General features: G+C 32.0%; 23 protein-coding genes. 11 read left to right on the top strand and 12 right to left on the bottom strand.

The genetic code is table 11. The annotated features are described in order from the left end of the window. Window positions 1-74: 74 nt before the first annotated feature. Complete coding sequence (locus tag QBK95_RS13245) at window positions 75-1,376, bottom strand: sodium:solute symporter family protein (RefSeq protein ID WP_280934521.1); 1,302 nt, start codon at window positions 1,374-1,376, stop codon at window positions 75-77. Window positions 1,377-1,490: 114 nt separating this feature from the next. Further along, entirely contained in the window at window positions 1,491-1,703 is a 213-nt protein-coding gene (locus tag QBK95_RS13240) for a helix-turn-helix domain-containing protein (protein WP_280934520.1), read from the bottom strand. A gap of 112 nt (window positions 1,704-1,815) precedes the next feature. Here QBK95_RS13240 and QBK95_RS13235 point away from each other — a divergent pair, with 112 nt between their 5' ends. Beyond that, window positions 1,816-2,175: a hypothetical protein gene (locus tag QBK95_RS13235; RefSeq protein ID WP_280934518.1), complete on the top strand. Its 360-nt coding sequence runs from the start codon at window positions 1,816-1,818 to the stop codon at window positions 2,173-2,175. A 119-nt stretch (window positions 2,176-2,294) separates the two neighbouring features. Here QBK95_RS13235 and QBK95_RS13230 read toward each other — a convergent pair whose 3' ends face one another. Continuing rightward, entirely contained in the window at window positions 2,295-4,466 is a 2,172-nt protein-coding gene (locus QBK95_RS13230) for an endonuclease MutS2 (protein WP_280934516.1), read from the bottom strand. 149 nt (window positions 4,467-4,615) lie between these two features. On the opposite strand from QBK95_RS13230, the gene ung reads away from it, so the two are divergent. Next, a complete protein-coding gene (gene ung, locus QBK95_RS13225) occupies window positions 4,616-5,281 on the top strand; it encodes a uracil-DNA glycosylase (protein WP_280934514.1) in 666 nt (221 codons plus the stop codon). Between the two features lie 5 nt (window positions 5,282-5,286). Here the strand turns inward: ung and QBK95_RS13220 are convergent, their stop codons facing one another. The 9 genes from QBK95_RS13220 to QBK95_RS13180 all read right to left on the bottom strand — a co-directional run bounded on the left by QBK95_RS13220 (window position 5,287) and on the right by QBK95_RS13180 (window position 12,211). Beyond that, window positions 5,287-5,463, bottom strand: coding sequence for a hypothetical protein (locus QBK95_RS13220; protein WP_280934512.1), 177 nt, complete (start codon window positions 5,461-5,463; stop codon window positions 5,287-5,289). A gap of 266 nt (window positions 5,464-5,729) precedes the next feature. Continuing rightward, window positions 5,730-6,293 (bottom strand): hypothetical protein, encoded by a 564-nt coding sequence (locus QBK95_RS13215; RefSeq protein WP_280934510.1) that lies wholly within the window; start codon window positions 6,291-6,293, stop codon window positions 5,730-5,732. Window positions 6,294-6,341: 48 nt separating this feature from the next. Continuing rightward, window positions 6,342-6,932 carry a hypothetical protein gene (locus QBK95_RS13210; RefSeq protein ID WP_280934507.1) on the bottom strand — a complete coding sequence of 197 codons (591 nt, stop codon included), beginning with the start codon at window positions 6,930-6,932 and terminating at the stop codon, window positions 6,342-6,344. 180 nt (window positions 6,933-7,112) lie between these two features. Next, window positions 7,113-7,703 carry a hypothetical protein gene (locus QBK95_RS13205; RefSeq protein ID WP_280934504.1) on the bottom strand — a complete coding sequence of 197 codons (591 nt, stop codon included), beginning with the start codon at window positions 7,701-7,703 and terminating at the stop codon, window positions 7,113-7,115. A 108-nt stretch (window positions 7,704-7,811) separates the two neighbouring features. Continuing rightward, a complete protein-coding gene (locus QBK95_RS13200) occupies window positions 7,812-8,663 on the bottom strand; it encodes a substrate-binding domain-containing protein (RefSeq protein WP_280934502.1) in 852 nt (283 codons plus the stop codon). Window positions 8,664-9,069: 406 nt separating this feature from the next. Then, window positions 9,070-9,948 carry a nucleoside phosphorylase gene (locus QBK95_RS13195; RefSeq protein WP_280934500.1) on the bottom strand — a complete coding sequence of 293 codons (879 nt, stop codon included), beginning with the start codon at window positions 9,946-9,948 and terminating at the stop codon, window positions 9,070-9,072. A gap of 1 nt (window position 9,949) precedes the next feature. Then, a complete protein-coding gene (locus QBK95_RS13190) occupies window positions 9,950-10,888 on the bottom strand; it encodes a DUF1835 domain-containing protein (RefSeq protein ID WP_280934498.1) in 939 nt (312 codons plus the stop codon). A 33-nt stretch (window positions 10,889-10,921) separates the two neighbouring features. Beyond that, complete coding sequence (locus tag QBK95_RS13185; RefSeq protein ID WP_280934496.1) at window positions 10,922-11,251, bottom strand: translation initiation factor; 330 nt, start codon at window positions 11,249-11,251, stop codon at window positions 10,922-10,924. A gap of 9 nt (window positions 11,252-11,260) precedes the next feature. Beyond that, window positions 11,261-12,211 (bottom strand): isopenicillin N synthase family dioxygenase, encoded by a 951-nt coding sequence (locus QBK95_RS13180; RefSeq protein WP_280934494.1) that lies wholly within the window; start codon window positions 12,209-12,211, stop codon window positions 11,261-11,263. Between the two features lie 288 nt (window positions 12,212-12,499). Between QBK95_RS13180 and QBK95_RS13175 the strand changes: the two genes are divergently transcribed. The 9 genes from QBK95_RS13175 to QBK95_RS13135 all read left to right on the top strand — a co-directional run bounded on the left by QBK95_RS13175 (window position 12,500) and on the right by QBK95_RS13135 (window position 23,768). Then, window positions 12,500-14,503 carry an alpha-ketoacid dehydrogenase subunit alpha/beta gene (locus QBK95_RS13175; RefSeq protein ID WP_280934492.1) on the top strand — a complete coding sequence of 668 codons (2,004 nt, stop codon included), beginning with the start codon at window positions 12,500-12,502 and terminating at the stop codon, window positions 14,501-14,503. Between the two features lie 254 nt (window positions 14,504-14,757). Beyond that, on the top strand, window positions 14,758-15,756 hold the full coding sequence (locus QBK95_RS13170) for an SDR family oxidoreductase (RefSeq protein ID WP_280934490.1): 999 nt from the start codon (window positions 14,758-14,760) through the stop codon (window positions 15,754-15,756). A gap of 39 nt (window positions 15,757-15,795) precedes the next feature. After that, window positions 15,796-17,076 carry a nucleotide sugar dehydrogenase gene (locus tag QBK95_RS13165; protein ID WP_280934488.1) on the top strand — a complete coding sequence of 427 codons (1,281 nt, stop codon included), beginning with the start codon at window positions 15,796-15,798 and terminating at the stop codon, window positions 17,074-17,076. 58 nt (window positions 17,077-17,134) lie between these two features. After that, entirely contained in the window at window positions 17,135-18,676 is a 1,542-nt protein-coding gene (locus tag QBK95_RS13160) for an oligosaccharide flippase family protein (RefSeq protein ID WP_280934486.1), read from the top strand. A 6-nt stretch (window positions 18,677-18,682) separates the two neighbouring features. Then, entirely contained in the window at window positions 18,683-19,966 is a 1,284-nt protein-coding gene (locus QBK95_RS13155; RefSeq protein ID WP_280934484.1) for a hypothetical protein, read from the top strand. Window positions 19,967-19,978: 12 nt separating this feature from the next. Continuing rightward, window positions 19,979-20,947 carry a polysaccharide pyruvyl transferase family protein gene (locus QBK95_RS13150; protein WP_280934481.1) on the top strand — a complete coding sequence of 323 codons (969 nt, stop codon included), beginning with the start codon at window positions 19,979-19,981 and terminating at the stop codon, window positions 20,945-20,947. A gap of 16 nt (window positions 20,948-20,963) precedes the next feature. Beyond that, window positions 20,964-22,064, top strand: a complete 1,101-nt coding sequence (locus QBK95_RS13145; RefSeq protein WP_280934479.1) for a glycosyltransferase family 4 protein — start codon at window positions 20,964-20,966, stop codon at window positions 22,062-22,064. A 1-nt stretch (window position 22,065) separates the two neighbouring features. Beyond that, the gene (locus tag QBK95_RS13140) at window positions 22,066-23,199 is read left to right on the top strand and encodes a glycosyltransferase family 4 protein (protein WP_280934477.1); all 1,134 of its coding nucleotides are present in this window, start codon (window positions 22,066-22,068) and stop codon (window positions 23,197-23,199) included. After that, the gene (locus QBK95_RS13135) at window positions 23,196-23,768 is read left to right on the top strand and encodes a hypothetical protein (RefSeq protein WP_280934476.1); all 573 of its coding nucleotides are present in this window, start codon (window positions 23,196-23,198) and stop codon (window positions 23,766-23,768) included. Before QBK95_RS13140 ends, QBK95_RS13135 begins: the two co-directional genes overlap by 4 nt. The last annotated feature ends 16 nt before the right edge of the window (window positions 23,769-23,784 follow it).

Here is a 23,784-nt window from a genome sequence, read left to right as displayed (position 1 = left end):
TAGTTTTCGAGTAATTCGTCAAATATAAAAAGATAAAATTCTCGGTATTTACGTTTAAGGATACTTTAACAGGACTATCTTGATCTATAAATTAAACCCAGTAACGAACCTAAAAGTACAGTAATAGCTATTGTTGGTGTTGCTCCAAAAGCTATTAAACCAGTTGCCAACCCTAGAATCCCTCCTAAAGCACTCGCTATAAACCGGCCACTGTTTTGTTTGTTGTTAATTGCATAAATCATTGCAATAGAAAGCGTCATTCTTAGTGCTGCACCAACAATAGTAATATCTACAATACTTTTCCAGAATAAGGCGGTAATACAGGCAGCCAACACTGTTATAATCGTAGTATACCGTATTGATGTAACTTTTTGATCTTCTTTTGATGAACTTACCAAGTGGGATGAAACAGCAAAAATAGAAGTGTCTGCTGTACTCATTAATCCAGCAAAGAAAAGTATAAGAAGAAACGGAAGCCAGGAAGGAGATACCAGGTTTTGCATAGCGTACACAAATATAATATCGGGATCCAATGTGGTATTCTGGTTATAGACATATAATCCTATTAGTAATAATAAGAAGGCAATAAGCAATACAGGTATAATCGCAAACCCCATTCCTTTTTTTAGTGATTTTATATCTTTTGCCGCATAACAAAGTTGATATCTGTCTGCTAACCCAAAAACGGATAGACCACCATAAAGTACTAAACCTATAATACTTCCTAATTGTACCTTTTCATTGGTAGAAGTACTCAGGATAGCACCAAATTCTGTCATATCAAGTATTCCAAAAATTAATAAGCATAGAAATCCAACGATTATTATTGCTTGAATAATATCTGTAAGAATAACTGCTTTAAATCCAGAGAACAGTACGTATATCAGGACTACCGAGGCAGTGATAACTAATGCTGTTTCGTAAGAGAATAAATCAAAAAAGGCAATAACCTTAGCGCCTCCTGCTAATGAAAGCAGGATCCAGAAAAATTGAACTATCACTGTTATGCTATTCGTAACTATACGAGTTGTATTGTTGCCAGTTACAAAGGCTGGTAGATCACCTTGTGTATAAAAATTACCTTGTAATGATAGCTGTTTTATTTTAGGAGCTGCCCAAAAAGCAAATAATAAATACCCTAGAACAGAGCCTATAGACATTGCAAATAAACCCCATCCAAATTTGTAGGCGTAACCAGTGTAGGTAATTAAAGTACTCACTCCAATAGCTCCAGCAAATTTTGAAAACAAAATAGCCCATCCGTTTCGATTTCTTCCTCCTATTAGAAAGTCTTCATTAGATGAAGATCTGGATATGTATACGGATAATCCAATTATTAAAGTGATATAAGCGGCTAGGTAAAGATAGATCTGCATATGTGATTATGATTGCTGGATTTCAAAAGTAACTAAAAGTATTACAACACAGACTTTAGTATGATGAGTTATTTGAGAAGTATAATAAAACGAATTTTTGAAGTAGTTTTTAAGTTATTGTTTCTTCTTATAATCAACAATATCCAGTATATCAACTTCCATATAATTAGCAATTTTTTGTAATCGCTCAAAGTCTTTTGCTAGGTTTTTTCGCTTTACGACATAGTCTCCTGCTTGTGGACTTACTCCCAATACCTTAGATAATCCGTACACCGTTTTGGTTCCTTTACTCTGTTTAAGAAGCTTTCTTAGTTTCCTGTTAATCATAATGTAACATTAGTACAGTTTTTAAATATACAAATAAATTTTTAATAAAAAAATATTTGAATAATCAAAAAATAATTGTATATTCGAAACATACAAATCAAAACCTCTAAAAATGAAACTCTTATTAGTAATTGCAATGTTTTGCGTGACTTTCGGGAATGCGGCTACAGTAGATATTATACCTACAAACGAGAAGGAAAAAAATAAAAAGACCAGTAAGAAAAAAAATAAAGAAGATGTAGTGGTGTCCAAAAATTTTCACTCTATTAAAAAGTGGAAAATGACAGTAGAGTATAACAATGGGGATGTTATTTCTAAAACCATTGAGATAAAAGAAGATTCATCATTAAGTGCCATGGAATCAGCTTTTACAGAGGCTGAAAAATATATAAAGACCCTTAAAAAAGTAAAGAATTATAATGTTTCTCCTGTATCGAGTAATTCATTTGTGTTATTGGCAGGAGGGAAGTAGTTTTTTTTGTCCCAACCATTTTTAAGAAAGCCTTTAGCTTAACTAAGCTAAAGGCTTTCTTAATATATAATACCAAAAATAGGTATCGAAGTGTTTTATGTGTTTTTTAGATAGAGTGGTTATTTTTTACGTTCCACAAATTCTAATTGATCTATTGCTACATTAGTTGTAAAAATCCCATAATTAACTACAGCTTTTCCTTTTTCTATAGTATCAATGGTCCCTATAGATTTACCATCAATCATGCGAATTCTATCACCAATTTTAAGTGTTACTTTTGGTTTAGCTTTTTCAGTTTTTTCTTCTTTCTTCTTTTGCTCCTTTTTCTTTTCTCGTATTACTTCTACTTTTTGCTCTATTTCTTTTACAACCTTTTGTTGTTTTGCTTTGGCATTTCTTCTTTGTTTAGTAGTTTGTTTCTTTCTTTTAGAATTTTCTACTTGAACAATTTTCATAAACTCATCAATGAGTTCTTTCTTCTTTTTAGTGTGAAAATATTTCTCGCTAATCTCATTTAGTTTTTGGCCTAAATAAATCATTCGTTGGTTACTGTCATATAATTCTTGATAGCTTTCTAACTTAAGCTGAATGCGTTGGTTTATTTTATCCAATCGTTCTTTTTCTTCTTCAGCTTTTTGTTCTTTGGTTTTAAGCGATGATGTGGTTTTTTGCAACTTGGATCTTTCTTTCTGAAGATTTGCAATACTCTTATCAAAACGAATTTTGCCACGTTCTACTTTTTTCTTTGCTTTATTAATAAGACTGTATGGAATTCCATTTTTTTGCGCAACTTCAAAAGTAAAGGAACTTCCAGCTTCACCAAGAAATAATTTAAACAGGGGTTCTAATGTTTTAGCGTCAAAAAGCATATTGGCATTTGTCATATGCGGTAACTCATTAGCTAACATTTTGAGGTTAGCATAATGCGTTGTAATAATACCAAAGGAAGATCGCTCATAAAAAACTTCTAGAAAGGCTTCTGCTAAAGCGCCACCTAATTCAGGGTCACTACCTGTACCAAATTCATCGATAAGAAATAAGGTTTTATCATTACATTTCCGAAGGAAGTAATTCATGTTTTTTAATCGATAGCTGTAGGTACTTAGATGATTCTCGATGGATTGGTTGTCTCCAATATCGGTAAGCACTCTATCAAATAAACACATTCGGCTGTATTCGTGTACAGGAATTAGCATGCCACTTTGTAACATGATCTGTAGAAGTCCAACTGTTTTTAGGGTAATACTTTTTCCTCCTGCGTTGGGGCCAGATATTACAATAATTCTGTTATTTTCATCTAATGATATTGATTGCGGATGTGTTTTATCTCCCTTGGCTTGATTGTTTAAGTAGAGTAGAGGATGGTAAGCATCTTTAAGGGTTAATTCTCGATCTTCGGTAATTTTAGGAAGTACAGCATTGAGTCTGTTTGCATACTTTGCTTTTGCAGCAACAACATCAATATCACTCAAATATTCCTGATATTGTTCTAATAAGCTTATATGAGGTCTTATTTTGTTTGTTAGATCTTTAAGTATTTTTACTACTTCTTCACGTTCTTCGTATTGTAAATTACTTAATGCTCTGCTGTATTGCAATGTTGCTTCAGGTTCAATATAAACGATACTTCCAGTTTTAGAATTACCCATTATCGCTCCTTTTACCTTACGACGATACATTGCTTTGACGGCTAATACCCGTCGATTATCAACAACACTTTCCTTAATATCATCAAGATACCCTAAACTATTATATCTGGTTAGATCTCTTCCAAAACTACCGTTTAATTTACCTTGAACTTCATTAATTTCTTTTCTAAGTGCATTAAGTGTTGGAGAAGCATTGTCTTTTATTTCTCCAAATTTATCTACAACAATTTCAATAAGGTTAATGATTTCTTTTGTGAAAGGAACTGCAGATGATGTTTGGTGTAAAACAGGGTATAATTCTTTGAACTTTCTAAAAAAGCTTAATAAATCATTACTAGTTGTACTAATAGATACTAATCTTTTAAAATTACTTGTTTCTAAAAAAGTGTTTTCTATCCCAAGTAGTTGTAATTCTTTATTAATACCATCAAATCCGTGATTGGGTATTCTAGCATCATTTAGATAGGAAGATTTATACTCGAATACTTGCTGTAAAGAAATATGTAAGTTTTCTTTTGTAGATAATGGAACAATCTTTAGTGCTTTAACTTTACCGTAGTCAGTGTTGCATAGTTCTTCTATGTGACTAAGTATCGTACTAAATTCTAAATCGTTAAGTGTTTTTTCGGAAATACGAATCATACAATTGTTCTAGTTTGTCAGGAAGTATTTTAAAAGTGTTAATTTCTTTGTCATAAAACCTGAAACAAGTATAACTTTTAGAAAGTTATTTATCATAATTTTACGACTGAACAAAAGTAAACAATTGCATTATTTTTTTTGACAATAAGATGAAGGTAAATATTGAAACAAGCTGGAAGGAACAACTTAAGGATGAATTTGAGAAACCTTACTTTAAGGAATTGGTTGAGTTTGTGAAAACGGAATTTGATGCCCATACGTGCTTTCCTAAAGGTTCTGAGATTTTTGCTGCATTTGATTATTGTAGTTTTGATGATGTAAAAGTAGTGATCATTGGTCAAGATCCTTATCATGGAATTGGACAAGCACATGGTTTATGTTTTTCTGTTAATGATGGAATCGATATACCGCCTTCATTAATTAATATTTTTAAGGAGATAGAGTCGGATTTAGATATTCCTTTTGCAGCTAACGGTAATTTGGAGCGATGGGCCAGGCAAGGAGTTTTACTACTTAATGCTACATTAACAGTGAGAGCCCATCAAGCAGGATCTCATCAGGGTAAAGGTTGGGAAAAATTTACAGATGCAGTAATACAATCTATATCTAGTAATAAAAGGGATGTTGTTTTTTTATTATGGGGTGGTTTTGCTAAGAAAAAAGGAGGAAAGATAGATTCAAAGAAACATAGTGTGTTAAGTAGTGGTCATCCTTCACCTTTGAGCGCAAATAGAGGGTACTGGTTTGGTAATAAGCATTTTAGTAAAACGAATGAATTTCTTGTAGAAACAAATCAATTACCTATTAAATGGTAAATTAATTAAGCAGCTTTTGGAATCCCGTCTGTTTTGGTTTCACCAATTTTAGAATGAGTTGAAGATTGCAGTTCTTTCGATTTTACTTTTTTCCTATCACCATCCACAGATTGAATGCTAAATTTTAACAGGATAAAATTAAAAGCTATAAGGCCTACAAGAATAAGCAGAAACGTTACCATAATTGATTTGTTAGTTAATTACTAGATGCTGTAACCTATAAAAGGTTGCGTGCTTGTTCATAATTAGTTTATTGGGGGTAGGCTTGGCAAATGTACAAAATTATTTAAATCTTTATATATGGGAATCCCATAAGATGTGTGATTTATAAATGTTTTTAAAATTTATTCCTAAAAATACAATATGTTATTAAGAATTATTAAAAGTTTGAACATTTGCTAAACTTCCCTTTATATATATAACGTTTATGTAGTTTAAAACCCTACTTTTAAAATCGATATCCAAAAGATAAATTGGGGTGAACTAGTAAGTCAGGACTGTTTTTACTAAATAAATTATATGCAATTGCTATCCCAAAATCAATAAAAATCCCATTTTTTAAGATTCTTTTATCTCCTATCCCAACTCCTAACCCTACATCTGTATAATTAATTTCTTGTGATATTGGATTATTGTTTACAAAGGCAATTAGTTTTCCTGATGATATCATTGCAAGTCCCTGAATGTAAAATCGTCTTGCAAACCTCTCTCCAACATAATACTTAATATTTGGAATAACAGAAAAGTTTGTCCTACTAGTAATATCAATATCACGATTATCTATGCTATTCTCGTTGTCAAACGATTTGAAAACGTTTATTCCTAGACTTATTTTTTTATTAAAAACCCTATCATAATTTAGAGTAATGCCTTCAGCTATACCAAAAGGATGTACATTAATACTTAAGTCATTTTTCTGGGTATCTCGTTTTGGTAAACTAGACCGATCTTCCTGCGAAAAACCGAACTTTGAAATCATCAGAATTAGAAAAAGAAACATATTTATTTTCATCTATTTAAAGGTTATATTGTTTCTAAAATATGATTTGAATTCAGTCCTTTAAAACCGATATCCTAGATATAAATTGGGTCTTACGATAATTTCGGGGCCTTTGCTACTAAACAAATTTCTTCCAATACCAAACCCTACATCTAAAAAAAAGCCATTTCTTGTAACAAATTTCCCTCCTACAGCGAACCCTAGTGCAAAATCGGTATATTCTTCAGCTATCTCACCAGAACTAATAAGAGTTCCTTGATTATCAACGAAATTCACGTAATTGTCGTGTTCTCCAGATGATAACATACCAAAACCTTCTATATAAAACCCTCTGGCAATTCTTCTACCAAAGAAATATTTGTATTGTATGGTAAGCGCTAATTCCTTATCAAAAATTCCATCTCGATCAATAATATCACCATCTGTGTCTATATTATCACTTAATCTATAAAATGCATTAATTCCGATACTAGTGTTATTACTTATAACTCTTTCATAGGATAAGTCTAATGCACCAAATGCAATAATATTTATTGGATTTATGCTAAACTCATTTTTATTAATATCCCTAGGAGGTATCTCTGATTGCTCCTGCGCGGATGATATTTGGAATGTAAATAATACTGTAAGTGTGATTAAAAAAATCTTCATTTGTTTGTTATTAAAATTCATTTTTGCTCATGATTTATAATATTTAAGCGTTTCGGCGATTGCGTTTTTCTTAAATTATTACTTTTCATTCCTAAAACAAATTCATAAAAAAACACCCTACCTTAAAATTAAAATTAATACCAAAAAGTAGAGTGCGTACGTTTTTAAAAATTATAGGTTTTAAAATCTATACCCTAAATATAGGTTGGGTCTTAATATAATTTCTGGGCTTTTGTCACTAAATAAATTTCTTCCAATACCAAATCCGATATCAATAAAGAAACCATTTCTTGTAACAAACTTTCCTCCAACAGAGAATCCTAATGCGAAATCTGTATATTCTTCTTCTACATCACTGGCACTAATAAAGTTACCTAGGTCATCAAAAACCCTAACGTAATTTTCGTGCTCTCCAGAAGATAACATCCCAAAAGCTTCTACATAAAAACCTCTTGCAACTCTATTTCCAAAAAAGTACTTAAAGCGAGTTGTGAATGCTATTTCTTTATCAAACACTCCATCAGTATCTATGACGTCATTATCATCATCGTCATCGTCGGCAAGTCTATAGAAAAAATCAAACCCCAAACTACTATTATTGCCAAGTACTCTTTCGTAACCTACATCAAGTGCTCCAAAAGCTACAATGTTAAAAGGGTTAATGCTAATTTCATTTTTTTTAATATCCCTACGCGGTAGATCTGATTGATCTTGTGCAAAAGTGGTTTGCGATAATAATAGTATTGCAAACAGCGTTAAAATTTTTTTCATGTGATTGTTTTTTGTTTTCCAAATTGTAACAAAAAGTTTGCCACAACGGCTTTCATAATTTTTAAGAGATCACCCTATTGTAAGATGAAACTTATATAAAATGGTTGCTTACATCTTATGAATTAATTTTTCTGAATCTACTGTTTTATCAATAATATTTAATTTAAATAACTGATCCTGAATTTCCTGTAGTTTCTCTTTGGTGATTAATGATTGACTCCATTCGGTCAGCTTTAACCATGATCTGATATCTTCTATTTGTTGATCGTATCTATGAGCAAGTGTTTTGTCTATGCTTGATATTTGTTTGAAATCTGGAGTTGTATTATTGATAATTTCTAAAATAGTTTTTACTTGATCTTTTTTCGTATTTAGAATTTCTTCCCTTACTGCAATCACAAAACAAGGCCATGGAGTAGGACAATCGGCTATACGACGAAAGGTTTTATTGTCTACTAGGGGTTTAGTAGTATAATGTTCCCACATAAAATAATCTGCGCTACCATCAGTTAGAGCCTTTACCGCTCCATCTAGGTTTTTTATCACTTCAAATTGCAATGAAGAAGTATCCCATCCGTTATTTTGCGCGTGCACGTATGCCATTAAATGAGATCCAGATCCATATCTGCTAATTGCAGCAGCAGTGTTTTTAAGATCATCTATGGCTGTATAAGTAGAATCATATCCCACATGAATTCCCCATATTAAAGGAGATTGAATATATGTTTGTACTATTTTAGAAGGATTACCAGCAATGATATCCTTAACAATCCCTTCGGTTAATATAATTGCGATATCAATATCTTTATTCCTTAGCGCTTCACACATAGCTCCTGTTCCTCCAGGAAAATCGGTCCATTCTAATTGGATATCATTCGTAAGATATGCCTCTTCTTCAATTGTTAAATGCCAAGGTAGGTTAAAGTGCTCTGGTACACCACCAATTTTAATTGTATGCATGTTTTTAAAGTATAAAATATGTTAAAATTGTGTATTTTGTCGATTATTTATGTTTTTTATCGTGTAATTGTATTTATTTTGATTATTATTGCAATATAAATCTGATAATTACGACTACATTTGAAGTAATTAAAACCAAATAAAACAATATTTGCTATGAAAAAGAATTTTTTAAGAAATAAAAGTGCGTACGTTAAGGTAGCTAAATTAAAGAGCAATACTTTAGAAAATGGGATTGTAATCTTTATCGCCTTATTACTAGCCACTAATTTTTTAATTAGTTTAAAGATTTTATTTGGATAAAATATATGTTGAAGAATAGTATTTTTATATACTATTTTATTTGATACTAGAACTAGATGGACGATTTATCGTCCATTTTTTATGCATTAATATTATAAAAAAACTAGTTGTCATAGCTTATAATCTTATCTAACGTATATTGTATTAAGTTATTGACAGTTTCACCTGGATTAGAGCTAAATTCACCTGTTGCTCTATTTGCTAATATCGCATTCATGGATACTGCTCGATGACCTAGAAGTTTAGCCATCCCATATATTCCCGCAGTTTCCATTTCCAAATTTGTAATCTTTTTATCGGCATATCTAAAGGATGCTAATTTTTCATTGAGAATGGGATCAGATGTTGGTAATCGTAAAACTCTACCTTGTGGGCCATAAAATCCAACATTGGTAACCGTAAAACCTTTTTTAGTTCTTTCGCTTTGCATATGTCTTCCTAGTTTTTTGTCAAAGGATACCACATATGGTGTTGATTTATCTTTATCCCAACTCAAATGTTGGGCTAGTGGTTCTGAAATTTGCGGAAACTGAACATCTTTACTTTCATAAAAATGAAGTAAACTATCAAATCCAACCGCTATTTGTGAAACAACAAAACTATCAATAGCAATATCTGGTTGGATAGCGCCAGAAGTTCCAATTCGGATAATATTAAGAGAGGTATGTTCTTGTTTGATTTCTCTTTTATTAAAATCAATATTTACTAAAGCATCCAATTCATTAAATACAATATCTATATTATCTGTTCCAATTCCAGTAGATATTACCGTAATTCTTTTTCCTTTATATATGCCAGTTTGCGTATGGAACTCCCTTTTTTGAATTTTACATTCTATCGTATCAAAATATTGTGTAACCTGATCAACACGATCTGGGTCTCCAACCGTGATAATGGTGTCTGCAAGATGTTCAGGTTTAAGATTTAAGTGATAAATACTTCCATCTTCGTTGAGTATAAATTCGGATTCGGCTATAGCCATATTATAATTTTAATAAATTATGAGTTTCGTTATTATATAGGTAATCATATTTTTTGACCCCTCCATAATACCAATCTAATTTTTGAGTATTGTAAAAGTTTTTTTTCTGTTGTAGCGCAAGCTTCCCTCTTTCGGATAACAAAAGACGATCTTTAGTCTGATCAAAAAACTGGAAAAGTCTAGCAAGAACTCGTTTCATTTGCATATCTCCATACCCATAAAACCCTTGGTATTCAAGTGTGTATCCCATTAGTTGTTTTATATTCTTAATTTGATATGTGTCAACCATTTCCAGAATGTTATGTTCTAGAATGTTGAGTCCTGTAAGCATATTAGGAAATCTTTGTAAATGTGCTCGAAGGCAGATAGATAAATACTCAAAAGAGGATTGTTTTTTAATTTGCCCAGCTATTTTACTAGGGTTAGATTCGCAATATAATGTCCAAACATGAGATGCTAGCTCTAAATCATTAATATCAAGCAAAATTTTATTTTTAAAATGCTTTTTAAGTTGAGGATCGGATAATTCACAAAGCCCCAAGCATTTTTTAACATTTTCAACCCTACCACTACAAACCAAATAAACAGGAGTGTCTGTAATTCCTTTACGAAGCAATAAACTTATAGCAGCCATCATATTAATATGACAGAATAAATCGTATTCAAACCAAAGTATGATTTCATCATATTCTTCGAGATTGTTTAATTTATTTAGCTGGCTTATAAATTTTTCTTCATAACCTTTATAGGGGATTCTATAATATTTTTTTAGAAATGCTTTCCGTTTTTCAATAGCTTCATCGGTTTCAATTCTGATATCTGTAGGACCTTCACATAACATTTCTCGCCATACCAAAAATGTTCCATCAACTAGTTGTAGTGCTTTTAATCTATCTGTTAAGCTATCACCATTAGTGATATGTAATGTCTTTGTCCCCAATTCTTCGTATGTCTAAATATGTTATAACAGAAATTATCCGCCTACACGTTTTACCTTAAACCCTTTTATTTTAAGGATATCCATGATTTTATCTCTATAATCTCCTTGTATAATAATGCGTTCATTTTTAAAACTACCGCCAACGCTTAGTTTTGTTTTTATTTCTTTGGCAAGTTTTTTAAAATCTTCATCTGCACCTGTATATCCCTCTAATATGGTAATCGGTTTTCCTTTACGTTTCTCATACTTACATATAATGGGATCTTCTTGCATCCAAATATCATCTTCTTTTTCCTGTTCTTTTTCCTCTTCAATAGGTTCATGGTCAGGAAACAAATTTTTTAATTGATCTTGTAAATCCATAAATAGAAATTACTTTTTTATTAACCCAATTTCTACTAGTCGTTGATGTAAAAAATCTCCTGCAGTAATATCATCATATTGTTTAGGGTTCTCTTCAGTAATACATGCTTCCAGGCAATTTAATTTCATATCACTTCTAGGGTGCATAAAGAAAGGAATAGAGTATCTAGGTTTTCCCCATTGTTCTTTAGGAGGATTGATTACTTTGTGTATTGTAGAACGCAATTTATTATTAGTATGTCGTTCTAGCATATCTCCTACATTGATTACAAGTTCATCTTCTTGCGGAATTGCATCAATCCATTCACCATCTTTCCTTTGTACTTGTAGTCCTCCTGTAGAAGCTCCCATGAGTAAAGTAATAAGGTTTATATCTCCGTGAGCTCCTGCACGAACAGCGCCTTTAGGTTCTTCGGTAATTGGTGGATAGTGAATAGGTCTTAGAATGCTATTGCCATTACTTGCCCAATGATCAAAATAATGTTCATCTAAGCCAATATATAAAGCAAGTGCGCGCAGTACATATATTCCTGTTTTTTCAAGCATTTTATAGGCTTGCATTCCTGTTTTGTTAAAATCAGCTAGTTCTTCTACCTGTACATTAGGAGGGTACTCCTCGATTAAATTAGCATCCGCATCGGGTTCTTGTCCAAAATGCCAAAACTCTTTTAAATCACCTTCTTTTTTACCTTTAGCGTGTTCTTTTCCAAAGGAAATATAACCACGCTGACCTCCTAAACCTTCTATTTCATATTTTTGTTTAGTTTCTACTGGTAATGCAAAGAATGATTTAACTTCTTTATATAAGCCTTCTACAAGCGTATCATCTAAAAAATGATTTTTTAATGCAACAAAACCTATTTCCTCATAGGCTTTTCCTATTTCCTCAACAAACTTTTGTTTACGTGATGGATCATCAGACAGAAAGTCTGAAAGATCTACACTTGGTATATTATTCATGATTATTTAATTTTCTATAACTAAAATAGATGTATTTGTGTAAATAAACATCATAGTTTATATGTTTTTTTTGCAATATGCAGATAACTGTCAAAATAATTAATTTTGAGTATATATTCTTTAATTCATAGTAAATTTAATTAATTCGTAGAATTGTTTAGGATAAATTAACAACTACTTAATAATATTGTGATTTGATTATTTATTCTGAAATAAAAATAATTACATTTACTTTTCATTATTCCTATTTAGGAAAACCATTATTTACTAAAATTTATTGATTTAAATATGAGTGTGTCAGAGGAGAAATTGAAATTTGATTTTGATAGAAAAGAATACACTAATGAGTTGTTGGTTTCTTTATATACTAAAATGCTGAAGCCAAGACTTATCGAAGAAAAAATGCTCATACTACTACGACAAGGAAAAATATCTAAGTGGTTTAGTGGTATTGGTCAGGAAGCAATTTCGGTAGGAGTAACAGCTGCTTTGCATCAGGATGAATATGTCTTACCCATGCATCGTAATCTAGGTGTGTTTACTACTCGAGATGTTCCTTTATATAGGTTATTTAGTCAATGGCAAGGAAAAGCTAATGGGTTTACTAATGGTAGAGATCGTTCGTTTCATTTTGGAACGCAAGAGTATAATATCGTTGGTATGATTTCTCATTTGGGCCCACAACTAGGAGTTGCTTGTGGAATTGCATTGGGTAATCTCCTTAAAAAGAATAATAAGGCAACTGCCGTATTTACTGGTGAAGGAGGAACGAGCGAAGGAGATTTTCATGAAGCACTTAATATTGCTTCTGTGTGGAGTTTACCAGTGCTTTTTTGTATTGAAAATAATGGATATGGGTTATCTACACCAACTATAGAACAATACAATTGTAAGAATTTAGCAGATCGTGGGATAGGTTATGGAATGGAATCTTATGTCATTGATGGTAATAATATTTTAGAGGTATATGATAAAGTAAATAAACTTGCGGATAGCATACGTCAAAACCCAAGACCCATTTTATTAGAGTTTAAAACCTTTAGAATGCGAGGACATGAGGAGGCTAGCGGGACTAAATATGTTCCACAAGAATTAATGGACCATTGGGCAGCAAAAGATCCTATTGAGAATTATAAGGAATATCTGTTAGAACATGCTATTTTTTCCATCGATGATGATGTTGAGAGGCGTTCAAGTATTAAGACCGAAATTGAATCTAATTGGGAACGGACTAGTAAAGAAGAAAAAATTAATGTCGATATAGACAAAGAATTAAAAGAAGTATATAAGGATTTTATAGTAAATATAGCCAGGCCTAGCTCTAATACTAAAGAAATTAGATTGATAGATGCAATTTCTGAAGGTCTTCAAGAAGGAATGCGTAGACATGATGATTTAATCATTATGGGACAAGATGTAGCGGATTATGGTGGGGTTTTTAAAATCACTGAAGGTTTTGTAGCTGAATTTGGAAAGGATAGAGTTCGTAATACTCCGATTTGTGAATCTGCTGTTGTTTCTACAGCATATGGATTGTCTGTTAATGGAGTAAAAGCAGTTGTCGAAATGCAGTTTGCTGATTTTGTTTCTTCAGGATTCAATCCTATAGTAAATTTATTGGCTAAATCACATTATCGTTGGAATCAGTCTGCAGATGTTGTAGTGAGAATGCCTTGCGGTGGAGGTGTAGGAGCAGGACCATTTCATAGTCAAACTAATGAAGCGTGGTTTACTAAAACCCCAGGATTGAAAGTGGTGTATCCAGCATTTCCGATAGATGCAAAAGGGTTGCTAGCTACATCGATAGAAGATCCAAATCCAGTATTATTTTTTGAACATAAAGCATTATACCGTAGCATCAGGCAAGAAGTTCCTGAAGGGTATTATACGATTCCTTTTGGAAAGGCTTCCTTATTAAAGGAAGGAAATGAAATCACGATAATTAGTTATGGGGCAGGAGTACATTGGGCACTAGAAGTATTAGAAAAACAACCTCAAATATTGGCTGATGTAATTGATTTAAGAACACTGCAGCCGTTGGATGTTGATACTATAGTTGAATCTGTTAAGAAAACAGGAAAAGCTATCATATTGCAAGAAGATTCTATGTTTGGAGGTGTTGCTTCAGATATCTCTGCTTTAATTATGGAAAACTGCTTTCAGTACCTGGATGCACCAGTAAAAAGAGTAGCAAGTTTAGAAACACCAATTCCATTTGAACCCGCATTAGAATCTCAATATTTGGCAAAAAATCGATTCGAAAAAGAACTGTTGGAATTATATAGGTATTAATACCCATTTTTACATCGAAAACGTTATTGTTGATAAAAATGAATTTGAAAATAAAATATTGATTAACAGTATTTTATGTTTATAAAATCGATGAATTGTTTTTTTTATAGGTTGACTGAACATCTCCAGTTTTATTAAGGGTTAAAATCCCCTTTCATATATGTTGTATGTTCTATTGTTAAACCTTAATTTCGCGCAGTCTATGTTATGCATAGTCAAAGGGGAATAAAAATAAAGGGGTAATACAAAAAATTATGAACACTGACCAATTAGAACTATTAGGTTCTTCGACTGTTTTAGTTACTGGAGCAGCAGGTTTTATAGGATCTAATTTATGCGAAGCACTACTTGAAAAGGGAAGTAAAGTAGTAGGTTTAGATAATTTTGCTACGGGGCATAAAAAGAATTTATCTGCAATTAACAAAAATCCAAATTTCAAATTTATTGAAGGCGACATTCGTAATCTTGAAGATTGCCATAATGCCTGTAACGGAGTTGATTATGTTTTACATCAGGCGGCTTTGGGTTCTGTGCCGAGGTCTATCAATGATCCTATAACTAGTAATGATGTTAACGTAGGAGGTTTTCTAAATATGTTAGTAGCTTCTAGAGATGCCGAAGTAAAGCGATTTATTTATGCTGCTAGTTCATCTACTTATGGAGACTCTAAAGCTTTACCTAAAGTAGAAGAAAAAATAGGTAAACCTTTATCACCGTATGCTATTACAAAATACGTAAACGAATTATATGCTGATAATTTTAAAAGAACATATAATCTGGATACTATAGGGTTACGTTATTTTAATGTATTTGGTCGTAAACAAGATCCAAATGGTGCGTATGCAGCGGTTATCCCCAAGTTTGTGATGCAGTTTATGGATCACGAATCACCTGTTATAAATGGAGATGGATCTTTTTCGCGTGACTTTACATATATAGATAATGTAATTCAGATGAATCTAAGAGCTATTGTTTCTGACAATCAAGATGCCTTAAATAATGTATACAATACAGCGTTTGGAGAAAGAACAACTTTAAATGAATTAGTTACTTTGTTAAAAGAGTATTTATCAGAATTTGATAGTAAAATAGCTAGTTTAGAGGTTAAAAATGGTCCTGAACGTAAAGGAGATGTTCCTCATTCTTTAGCTTCGGTGGATAAGGCAAAAACACTTCTTGGATATGATCCGCAATTTGATATGAAATCTGGATTACGAGAGGCTGTAAAATGGTATTGGGAAAATTTAAAGTAATTTCATAATTCCAAAAACTAATAAACTAAATAAACAACCATGCAAGACATTAAAGTAGCCATTATTGGATTAGGGTATGTAGGACTTCCTTTAGCTAGGTTATTCGCAACAAAATTTCCAGTTATCGGTTTTGATATCAATCAAACTAGAATTGATGAATTAAGATCAGGAACAGATACTACTTTAGAGGTAGAAGATGATGTGCTACAATCTGTTTTGAAAGATTCACCTAAAATGAATACAGGGTTATTTTGTTCTAATAACCTGGAGGATATAAGAGATTGTAATTATTATGTAGTAACTGTTCCAACACCTGTTGATAAAAATAACAGACCAGATTTAACACCTTTATATAAATCTAGTGAAACCGTTGGTAAAGTATTAAAAAAAGGAGATATAGTAATTTATGAGTCTACAGTATATCCAGGTGTAACTGAAGAAGAATGTATTCCTGTTTTAGAAAAAGTTAGCGGACTGAAGTTTAATGAAGATTTTTATGCAGGATATTCTCCAGAAAGGATCAATCCAGGAGATAAACTACATACCGTAGAGAAAATTCTGAAAGTAACTGCTGGTTCTACACCAGAAATTGGTAAAAAAGTAGATGCACTATATGCTTCTGTAATTACAGCAGGTACTCATTTAGCTCCTACTATAAAGGTGGCAGAAGCTGCCAAAGTAATCGAAAACTCGCAACGTGATATTAATATCGCTTTTGTGAATGAGTTGGCAAAGATTTTTAATCTTATGGATATTGATACTAATGAGGTCCTAAAAGCAGCTGGAACCAAATGGAATTTTCTGCCATTTAAACCAGGATTAGTTGGCGGACATTGTATTGGTGTTGATCCGTATTATTTGGCGCAGAGAGCGCAAGAGTTCGGATATCACCCAGAGATTATATTAGCAGGACGTAGACTAAATGATAGTATGGGGCAATATGTAGCTTCTGAAGTAATTAAACTCATGGTTAATCACGATATTAGAATAAAGGATTCTAAAGTATTGGTTTTAGGAATTACTTTTAAGGAGAACTGTCCAGATGTTAGAAATACCAAGGCGGTTGATGTAATACGTAACCTAAAGGATTTTGGGACAGATATCACTATATATGATCCTTGGGCAAATCCAGATGAAGTGAAACACGAGTATGCTATGGAAACGGTAACAGAATTACCTTCTTCTGCCTACGATGCAGTAGTATTAACAGTAGCACATAAAGAGTATTTGGATGTAGATCTGAAATCATTATTAAAACCCAATGGAGTTTTATATGATGTAAAAGGAATATTACAAGGAGAAGTACACGGAAGACTATAGGGGAAAAAAATAGTCTTTTCGTTTTAGCGCATAAACAACTTATAATAAATCAGCCACATTGAGCCAATTAAAAAAAGGAGCATTACTCACGTATCTTAAGATTTTCCTTACCAATGTTATTGGCATAATGATTACTCCGTTAATCGTTAGTTATTTAGGAAAAGATGAGTATGGTATATTCAATGCCATTGGTGCATTGATTGGTACTATTGCGCTCTTGGATTTTGGACTCACAAATACCGTAGTTCGTTTTGTTGCAAAATATAGAGCAGAGAAAGATCGAAAAGGTGAAGAGAATTTTCTGGCAACCACTGCATTGCTCTATTTTGCTATTTCATTGTTGGTAATTATTTCTGGAGCGGCTTTTTATCTATTTATAGACTCATACTTTACTCAGTTTAATGCAGAAGAACTTAGAATAGCAAAATTAATGTTTGTAATTCTGATCTTTAATCTAGCCATTCAGTTACCAGGTATGATTTTTACAGGTATCTGTAAAGGTTATGAAGCCTTTGTGTTTCCAGAATCAGTGAGCGTTATCCGATATCTTTTAAGATCTATAACGATTGTTGCTGTATTGTTTTACGGAGGAAGAGCTATATCATTGGTCATTGTAGATACTGTATTTAACATACTTACAATTTCTGTATCCGCATACTACGTGCTTAAAAAACTAAAAGTTAAATTTAGATTGCATCAGTGGTCTAAAAAATTTGTTTCCCAAATACTTAAATACTCTAGTTGGATTTTTGTGTTTGCAATCGTTGGAATGCTACAATGGAAATCTGGAAGTTGGGTTTTAGGATATATGAGTGTTCCCAAAGTATTAGGATTGTATGGTATTGGTATTGCCTTAGGAACGTATTATGGCGCCTTTTCTACAGCAATCTCTAGTGTGTTTTTACCAAGAGCAACGCAAATGTCAGTGAACAATGCTTCAGGAGAAGAACTGACTAGTATGATGATCAAACTAGGTAGATTATCTTTCATCATACTAATGTATATTTTAGGGGCTTTTGTTTTATATGGAGAGCAATTTATTAATTTATGGGTTGGTGGAGCTACGCTGGAAACCGATGGAAGATATAATGCCGAAGAATGTAGAGAGATTTATGTTATTGCAGTGATTATTATGGGAGGATATACGTTGCCTCTATTACAAGCATTTGGAAATTCTATATTAGAAGCAAAAAGTAAATTATCCTTTAAGGCAATTCTATATCTTATATTTATGATTATAGGAGCAGCTTTTGGAGGGTTTTTAGCTATGGATTTTGGAGCAGTTGGAATGATTTCAGGATTAGTAGCAGGATGGTTAGTAGTGCAGAATGTCATGAATTTTTATTACCATAATACAATAGGGTTAAACATTCCTAGGTTTTTTAAAGAGTTATTTCATAAGACATTGATTGTAGTAATTATTGCAGCTCTAATAGGTTATTTTATTAATTATCTCCCTGGAGATGGATGGATTAATTTTATTTTAAAAGGAGGTTCATATACTTTTGTATTTGTGTTGTTGATGTATTACCTAGGATTGTTAGAATATGAAAGACAATTATTTACAAAACCTTTAGCGTCAATAGTAAAGCGAAATTAAATTGAAATGAGAATATTAAAACTTCATGAAATATCGTACTCTGATGAAGGGAGAAAAATAGTGTATGACTATACAATAGATGCACAGATTAAGAAGTTTTTTACAGAAGGAGAGTCATTTTATTCGAAATATGAAATAGATGTAAGCGCTGTACCCGATAGTATTGCTGTGATTCCTTTTTTATCTAACATGCTAACTATTGCCTGGTATGCTGGATTTAATATTGAAGTACCTGAAGTAGATGAAGATTTTTATTATGCTCAGGAAAAGATAAAAGAAGAATTTGCGAAAAGAGATGCTTCGTATACTCTTACTGGTAAGCTGATTGCGGGTAAGTTGATCAAAAATGACATCAAAGGTAGTCAATCTGCTATGTTGTTTAGTGGTGGTGTGGATGCATATGCGACCTATATTAGAGTATATGATCAAAAGCCAGATTTGATTACGATTCATGGAGCCGATATCAGTATTGATGATAAAGCACAGTGGAATGATTTTACAGATTTTATAAATTCTGAGAAATTATTAGATGATCATAATAAAGAGTTTATCGAAACGAATCTTCGCGATTTTTATACCTATCAGGTAGAACTTTTATTAAAAGATATTGGATGGTGGGGAAAAGTACAGCATGGACTTTCTCTCGTTGGATCGATTGCACCTATTTCTTACATATATAAATATAACGCTATTTATATAGCATCTTCGTATACAGATCATATAGATATTGATTGGGGCTCAACACCAGATATTGACGAAAAAATAACTTGGGGTGGTGGTATCGAAGTATTTCATGATGGATATGACCTTAAAAGACAGGATAAAGTAGATTTAATAGCACAATTTGCCTCTAAAACAGATACAAAGTTTAAACTAAGAGTATGTTACTCTGAGCTTAGAACCGAGTTTAATTGTAGTAATTGTGAAAAATGCTTTAGAACAATTTTGGGCCTTATTTTAAATGGAAAGAATCCGAATCATTATGGGTTTAATGTAGATGAAAATATCTATGATAAATTCTATGAAGTATTAGAAATAGGAGGAGGAAGTAAAGGAGTGCAATACTTTTGGTGGGAGTTGATGGAAAAAGCTAAGAAAGTAGATGATTTTTATGTTTTTAATAATAAAGAAACCGAGACTATCCAAATTAACGAGATACGAGAAGGTAAAATAGATACATTGTTAGAACAAAAGATTAACAACCCCAATAAAGCAAAGCATAGGATCAAGTTTATTATCAGAAATAAATTTCCTTGGTTACAAAAATTATATAGAAAAATAACACACTAAAAATATTTGTTGATGAAATACGGACTACTAACATACGATGAAAACAAGCGTTTTTTTAATGTGGGAGATAACATTCAAAGCCTTGCTGCCAAACAGTTTTTACCAAAGGTAGATGTTTTATTGAATAGAGAAAAACTAGCAGATTATCATGAGGATCCAGTTAAATTAATAATGAATGGCTGGTTTACACATAATATTCATAATTGGGTACCTTCAGAAAAAATTGATCCTGTATTTGTCTCATTTCATATGAACAATACTGCAGCACCATTTATGTTAAGCGAAAAAGGGATTGATTACCTTAAAAAACATCAACCTATAGGGTGCAGAGACCAATTTACTGCAGATACATTACAATCTAAAGGTATTGATGCACATTTTACTGGTTGCCTTACATTAACATTGGATTCATATAAAGTAGATGACTCAGAGAGAGGAGATGATGTTTATATTGTTGATCCTTTATATAGTTACCCAAGACCAGAGAAAATATTTTATAATGCAAAAAATACTATAAAGAATATTCTTAACGGTTCTGCTTTTCAATTAGGAAAAAAGAATAAACATTTAAAGAATTTTATAAGCGAAGAAGTATTAAATTCTGCTACATTTATTAACCAAGAACCACAATCCAATACCTATTCTGATAAGGAAAAGTTTGATATGGCAGAGGAACTTCTAAATAAATACGCTAGAGCAAAATTAGTGATTACTTCTAGAATTCATTGTGCTTTACCTTGTTTGGCAATGGGAACACCAGTAATATTTGTAAATGGATTTGATAGTTTTGTAGATTCTTGTCGTTTTGATGGAATTTTAGAATTATTTAATCGTATTGATATTGATAGTAAAACAGGTGCATACAAAGCTAATTTCCCTTTAGAAGGAAAAATTGATAAAAATACAATGGTTAAGAACCTTGAAAAACATCATGATTTAGCAAACGCACTAAAAGAAAAGGTTAAAAATCAATTGAACTAACAAACTTCTGTTCTAAATGAAACTAGTATATATAGTGAATCGTATAGATGGTCCTGGAGGATTAGAAAGAGTACTTTCTATAAAGGCAAGTATGCTAGCTGATCATCATGGGTACGATATCCATATTGTTACTTTAAATCAAGAAGAAGATACATTGTTCTATGATTTTAGTCCTAAGCTTACCTATCATAATATCACGGCTCAAGGAAACCCAATAACGCATGCATATAGATATGCATCAGGTTTAAGAAAAGTGGTCAAGAAATTAAATCCCGATGTTCTTGTGGTATGTGATGATGGTCTTAAAGGATTTTTTGTACCACTAATTTTAGGTAAACCGTGTCCCATGATCTATGAAAGGCATGTTTCTAAAAATGTGGTGATTAGAAAAGGAAAAGAATCTTTATTACATAAAATTAGCATAGCTATAAAGTTTGGATTAATGAATTTTGGAGGAAAATTCTATAATCATTTTATAGTATTAACTCAAGGAAACCTTAAAGAATGGAAACTAAAGAATCTTAAAGTGATTCCTAATCCATTATCATTTTATCCTGATCAGCAAAGTACTTTGCAAAATAAGAAGGTCCTAGCTGTGGGGAAACAAGGTTTTCAGAAAGGATATGATCGACTTTTAGCCGCCTGGAATAGAGTAGCTAAAAAACATCCTAGTTGGAGTATCGATATTTATGGAACTATAGATAAGAATGAAGGTTTAGATGATCTTGCCAAGGATCTAGGGATTTCGACATCAGTTCATTTTTATCCTCCAATAAAAAATATAGCAGAAAAATATCAAGAAGCTTCTATATATGTGATGTCATCAAGATACGAAGGGTTTGGTATGGTATTGACAGAAGCTATGGCATATGGAGTGCCTTGTGTATCATTTGATTGCCCTTATGGTCCATCTGATATAATTTCTGATCAAGAGAATGGGCTTTTGGTAGCGAATAATGATATAGAAGGATTGGCCAATGGGATTTGTGATCTTATCGAGCATGAAGAAAAGAGAATAATGATGGGTAAAAAGGCTAGAATCGATGTACAGCAATATTTGCCAGAAAAAATAGCCGTACAGTGGGATAATTTGTTTAAAAGTTTAATAACGAATTAAGATGAAAATACTCTTTGTTATCGATCAAGTATACCTGCACGGCGGTATTGAGAGAGTACTCTCGATAAAGGCTAATTATTTTGCAGCACAAGATGACAATGAAATTCATATAATAACTACTGAACAAAAAGATAATAAACCGTGTTATGATTTTAGTACTAAGATCTCGTTTCAGGATATAGGAGTTAATTATAATAGAACTAAATCATATTTTCATCCAATTAATCTATTGAAACTACCAAAGCATGTTTCAAAAATTAGATCGGCAATTAAAAACATACAACCTGATGTTGTAGTGGTATGTAGTCATAGTACAGATACTTATTTTATGCCATTTGTTGTAAAGAGTGTACCAAAAGTAAAGGAATTTCATTTTTCAAAATTTATAGAAGAACAACCACGTAAAAACCCACGGAATATTCTAAAAAAGTACTTTTTTAAATTCACTGATTTTGTGGAGAAGAAGTATGATAAGTTAATTATTCTAAACAATAATGAATCTGGGTATTATAAAACAGATAATACCGTTGTGATACCAAATCCATTGACTTTTTATCCAGATTCGGTATCAGAATTAAAAGATAAAATAGTAATATCTGCAGGTAGAATAGCACCTGTAAAAGGTTTTGATATTTTAATTGATATTTGGGAATTGGTGCATCAAAAAAATAAGGATTGGGAATTACATATTTATGGAGATGGAGATCAAGGGTATGTAGAGATGTTACAGGATAAAATTAATCAAAAAGGATTACAGCATAATCTGATATTAAAGGGATCTACGGATAATGTAAAATCAAAGATGCTATCTTCATCAATATATGCCATGTCTTCGCATAATGAATGCTTTCCTCTTGTATTATTAGAGGCACAATCATGTGGTTTGCCTATTATTTCATTTGATTGCCCACACGGACCACGCAGTATTATTAATGAAGAAAATGGTTGTTTGGTAGAGTTATATCATAAGGAAGAGTTTTCAGAAAAGTTGTTAGCATTAATGAGTAATCCGGAACAACTAAAAGCCTTTGGTGCCAATGCACGTGAAAATGCTTCTAATTTTGAGGTCAAAAAAGTAATGGATATGTGGCAAGACATGTTTAATAGTTTAATCTTTAAAAATGTACAACCATGAGAACGTTGATTATAAATATATATAAGATTTTTTTGATACCTCATGTGTTTCTTTATAAAATAAGTAAGAATAAAAGTGATATCGATAAGGATATTGATCGATGGTCGTTTGCAAAAAAAATGCAAGGAGGAAAAGTTTCTCTATTATTAAATTTTTTAGCAAATTCTCCAGATTTTCGTACAATTTTTTATTTCAGAAATAGAAGTGTGATTTCACATATACTCAATCTTTATTGCAGAAAGGAAAAATATTTCAGGATTGATATTAGTACTAAATTAGGAGGAGGAATTCTTACAGGGCATCCATATAGTACTATTTTAAATGCAAATTCGATAGGAGAAAACTTTTATGTAAATCACCTAGTTACCGTTGGAGAAATTGATGGGAAAAGACCAACAATAGGTAATAACGTTTCCATTCACACAGGAGCCATTATAATTGGTGATATTACTATTGGCGATGATAGTGAAATAGGAGCAGGGTCAGTTGTAGTTAAAGACGTACCCCAAAATTGTGTAGTCGTTGGTAATCCAGCGCGAATTATAAGGCAAGATGGAAAACGAGTATAAATGTTTTAGTTAAAAT

The sequence above is a fragment of the Aquimarina mycalae genome, from assembly GCF_029906345.1.
GTDB lineage: Bacteria > Bacteroidota > Bacteroidia > Flavobacteriales > Flavobacteriaceae > Aquimarina.
Note: the sequence above shows the minus strand (reverse complement) of the source record. Positions and strands in the feature narration are given on the sequence as shown.

Coding starts and splice junctions, on each gene's coding strand:
- QBK95_RS13245 (WP_280934521.1), bottom strand. CDS start 1,376: ATGCAGATCTATCTTTACCTAGCCGCTTATATCACTTTAATAATTGGA.
- QBK95_RS13240 (WP_280934520.1), bottom strand. CDS start 1,703: ATGATTAACAGGAAACTAAGAAAGCTTCTTAAACAGAGTAAAGGAACC.
- QBK95_RS13235 (WP_280934518.1), top strand. CDS start 1,816: ATGAAACTCTTATTAGTAATTGCAATGTTTTGCGTGACTTTCGGGAAT.
- QBK95_RS13230 (WP_280934516.1), bottom strand. CDS start 4,466: ATGATTCGTATTTCCGAAAAAACACTTAACGATTTAGAATTTAGTACG.
- ung (WP_280934514.1), top strand. CDS start 4,616: ATGAAGGTAAATATTGAAACAAGCTGGAAGGAACAACTTAAGGATGAA.
- QBK95_RS13220 (WP_280934512.1), bottom strand. CDS start 5,463: ATGGTAACGTTTCTGCTTATTCTTGTAGGCCTTATAGCTTTTAATTTT.
- QBK95_RS13215 (WP_280934510.1), bottom strand. CDS start 6,293: ATGAAAATAAATATGTTTCTTTTTCTAATTCTGATGATTTCAAAGTTC.
- QBK95_RS13210 (WP_280934507.1), bottom strand. CDS start 6,932: ATGAAGATTTTTTTAATCACACTTACAGTATTATTTACATTCCAAATA.
- QBK95_RS13205 (WP_280934504.1), bottom strand. CDS start 7,703: ATGAAAAAAATTTTAACGCTGTTTGCAATACTATTATTATCGCAAACC.
- QBK95_RS13200 (WP_280934502.1), bottom strand. CDS start 8,663: ATGCATACAATTAAAATTGGTGGTGTACCAGAGCACTTTAACCTACCT.
- QBK95_RS13195 (WP_280934500.1), bottom strand. CDS start 9,948: ATGGCTATAGCCGAATCCGAATTTATACTCAACGAAGATGGAAGTATT.
- QBK95_RS13185 (WP_280934496.1), bottom strand. CDS start 11,251: ATGGATTTACAAGATCAATTAAAAAATTTGTTTCCTGACCATGAACCT.
- QBK95_RS13180 (WP_280934494.1), bottom strand. CDS start 12,211: ATGAATAATATACCAAGTGTAGATCTTTCAGACTTTCTGTCTGATGAT.
- QBK95_RS13175 (WP_280934492.1), top strand. CDS start 12,500: ATGAGTGTGTCAGAGGAGAAATTGAAATTTGATTTTGATAGAAAAGAA.
- QBK95_RS13170 (WP_280934490.1), top strand. CDS start 14,758: ATGAACACTGACCAATTAGAACTATTAGGTTCTTCGACTGTTTTAGTT.
- QBK95_RS13165 (WP_280934488.1), top strand. CDS start 15,796: ATGCAAGACATTAAAGTAGCCATTATTGGATTAGGGTATGTAGGACTT.
- QBK95_RS13155 (WP_280934484.1), top strand. CDS start 18,683: ATGAGAATATTAAAACTTCATGAAATATCGTACTCTGATGAAGGGAGA.
- QBK95_RS13150 (WP_280934481.1), top strand. CDS start 19,979: ATGAAATACGGACTACTAACATACGATGAAAACAAGCGTTTTTTTAAT.
- QBK95_RS13145 (WP_280934479.1), top strand. CDS start 20,964: ATGAAACTAGTATATATAGTGAATCGTATAGATGGTCCTGGAGGATTA.
- QBK95_RS13140 (WP_280934477.1), top strand. CDS start 22,066: ATGAAAATACTCTTTGTTATCGATCAAGTATACCTGCACGGCGGTATT.
- QBK95_RS13135 (WP_280934476.1), top strand. CDS start 23,196: ATGAGAACGTTGATTATAAATATATATAAGATTTTTTTGATACCTCAT.